The organism is Aromatoleum evansii, assembly GCF_012910805.1.
In the GTDB taxonomy this organism is placed as follows: domain Bacteria; phylum Pseudomonadota; class Gammaproteobacteria; order Burkholderiales; family Rhodocyclaceae; genus Aromatoleum; species Aromatoleum evansii.
On the sequence record NZ_WTVK01000275.1, the window covers coordinates 1 to 406 of the forward strand.

1 protein-coding gene is annotated in these 406 nt (G+C 64.5%); it reads left to right on the forward strand.

The window, feature by feature from the left end; translation table 11 throughout:
* Nucleotides 1–406 (forward strand): 3'-5' exonuclease (locus GO615_RS28290; protein ID WP_281358768.1); only part of this gene is annotated, 406 nt, incomplete at both ends.

The following is a 406-nucleotide window of genomic DNA, read 5'->3' on the forward strand; positions in this document are numbered from 1 at the left end:
CACTGCGCCCGTGCAGTTCAGTGGAACGCCTGACGCTCAGGGCGTCCTGCTCGACGCACAGATGAGGCCGGACCCCGGCTATCGGCCACGGCTGAAACTGGTGTCGCTGGACATCGAAACCACCGAGCGGGGCGAGTTGTATTCCATTGCACTGGAAGGCTGCGGCGAACGTCAGGTGTACATGCTCGGACCGGCCAATGGCGATGCCTCGCAGGTGGATTTCAAGTTCGACTACTGCGACAGCCGCGAAGGGTTGCTGGACAGACTCAACGAGTGGCTGGCGCGGCACGATCCCGACGCGATCATTGGCTGGAACGTGGTGCAATTCGACCTGCGCGTGTTGCACGAGCATGCCCGGCGCCTGAACGTCCCGCTGCGGCTTGGGCGCGACGGCGAGGCCATGGGC